The following is a 2,213-nucleotide window of genomic DNA, read 5'->3' on the forward strand; positions in this document are numbered from 1 at the left end:
CCGCCTGTGGCGCTTCCTGTCCCTCGCCGCCGCCAGCGACAGCCCAGAGGTCCACCGCCTCGCCGCGACCGTCGAGAACTGGTGGCCCGCGATCGAGGCCGGCCTGCTCACCGGCTACTCCAACGCCCGCTCCGAGGGCTACAACCGGCTCGCCAAGCACCAAGGACGCAACGCCTTCGGCTTCCGCAACACCGAGAACCAACGCCGCCGCATACGCTGGGCCTGCACTCGTCAACACCGACGAGCTACAGCTGGGACCAACGAGTTGCCCGCTCAAGTTCGATGAGCCCAAAAACTCTTCCCTTGCCGTGGCTGGGCTGATGAAGTCTCTTTCGGCAGGCAGGAGAGATCCTGACAGAAAACGCCGAAGCCCCTTCTTCGCCTTTATTTCAATTCGTCATTCCTGAAAGGAATTCGCCATGCGCACGTCCGTTCGTCGTCCCGCCGCCACCTCGATCGCCGTCCTCGCAGCCGTCTCGCTCAGCGCGACCGCAGCCCTGGCCGCGAGCGGCACCGTCAACACCTCTGGTCTGCCGCTGACCGTCCGCAGCGGCCCGGGCACCGGCTACTCCGCCGTCGGCAGCCTGGCCGACGGGACGGGCGTGACCATCAGCTGCCAGACGATCGGCAGCACGGTCACCGGCACCTACGGCACCTCGGCGATCTGGAACAAGATCGGCACCGGTCGCTATATCGCCGACGCCTACACCTACACCGGTTCCGACGGCTTCGTCGCCCCCCTCTGCACCGACGGCTCGACCACCCACATCGGCAACGACTATCCCTACAGCGGAGCCACCGGCGGGGTCGACCCGTGGAACTTCTACAAGGGCCAGTGCACAAGCTTCGCCGCCTGGCGCGTGACCAGGACCCTCGGGCTGCCGTTCCACAACTACTACAAGGGCGTCCACTGGGGCAACGCGATCAACTGGGACAACGCGGCACGCTCGGCCGGCATCTCGGTCACGTCCACCCCACGCGTCGGTGACATCGCCGTGCGCAACTCCGGCACCTGGGGCCACGTGGCCTACGTCGAGAAGGTGAACGCCGACGGCTCCTTCGTCGTCGAGGACTATAACCACGTCCGCGCGTACACCTACGGCTACTGGACCGCGACCCGCGGCACGGGCAGCAACCAGTTCGACCAGTTCATCCACTTCAAGTGACCACCCCGCGCAGCTGACTGGCGCACCTGCCGGGGTGACGCCGCCGCCCGGTCCCCTCCGCCGGGCGGCGGCGCTTCGCGCCTGCCACACCGCATACCCGCCCCCACAACCGTCAACCGGCAATTCACGAAGAGAACAGGACCATGACGACCCGACGCGCCCTGCTGACCGCGACCCTGTTCGCGGCGCCCACGAGCCTCCTGCTGTCCGAACCCGCCCGCGCGGCGCTGCCCACCGTCGACATGGAGGCGCTGCTCAAAGCGGCCCAGTGGGATCCGGTCAAGCTGGACACCGGCATCACTGCAGGTGCCGGCGCGAGTGTGCTCCAGGTCGAAAAGGCCTTGGTGGCCAAGGGTTTACTGGCCGCAAGCTATGCCGATGGGCACTACGGAAGCCGCACCGTCGCGGCCTACAAGGCGTGGCAAGAATCCTTGGGGTACAGCGGAATCGGAGCCAACGGCATACCCGGCCCAGCGTCCTTGGCCGCCCTGGCGACGAATCGCTTCACCGTCGTCAGGCCACTGGCACCGGGCGCGAAGGTTGCCTTCCGCGGGGTGACGATCAACTCGCGCACCCGAGCCATGCTCCTTGCCGCCGAGGGCAAACTGGGCTTCACCTTCGTCATGGAGCAGGGCTCCTACAACCCCGGTGGGGACGTGACATCGGCGGGCACGCACGACGGCGGCGGGGTCGTCGACCTCGACGTGGTCGCGCTGACGAGCTCCCAGCGGACCGCGGCGGCCACGGCGCTGCGCCAAGCCGGCTTTGCCGCATGGGTGCGCTCACCGGCAATGGGCAACTGGGACTGGCACATTCACGCGGTCGCGATCAGCGACACGGACCTGGCGCCGCAGGCGCAGAAGCAGGTCGGTGCCTACTACGAGGGTCGAAATGGGTTGGCCAGCAACGCTGTCGACGACGGGCCGAAGGTCACAAAGGTCACGTGGGAGGAGTATCAACGCAGCCTGGCCTGATCGCGGCCCACGGGGGGTTGTGGTGCGTTGCGATCCGTGCCGAGTCAGCGTCGTCCGCCGCCAGGTCCACCGC

3 protein-coding genes are annotated in these 2,213 nt (G+C 67.6%); all 3 read left to right on the plus strand.

The annotated features are described in order from the left end of the window. A partial coding sequence (locus tag BN11_RS16705) for a transposase (protein ID WP_162213271.1) occupies positions 1-286 on the plus strand: 286 nt, incomplete at its 5' end. Positions 287-419: 133 nt separating this feature from the next. Next, on the plus strand, positions 420-1,166 hold the full coding sequence (locus BN11_RS24165) for a CHAP domain-containing protein (RefSeq protein WP_162213272.1): 747 nt from the start codon (positions 420-422) through the stop codon (positions 1,164-1,166). 143 nt (positions 1,167-1,309) lie between these two features. Beyond that, entirely contained in the window at positions 1,310-2,140 is an 831-nt protein-coding gene (locus BN11_RS16715) for a peptidoglycan-binding protein (RefSeq protein WP_048699479.1), read from the plus strand. Positions 2,141-2,213 lie beyond the last annotated feature (73 nt).

It is taken from the genome of Nostocoides australiense Ben110 (assembly GCF_001050535.1).
GTDB classification, from domain to species: domain Bacteria; phylum Actinomycetota; class Actinomycetes; order Actinomycetales; family Dermatophilaceae; genus Nostocoides_A; species Nostocoides_A australiense.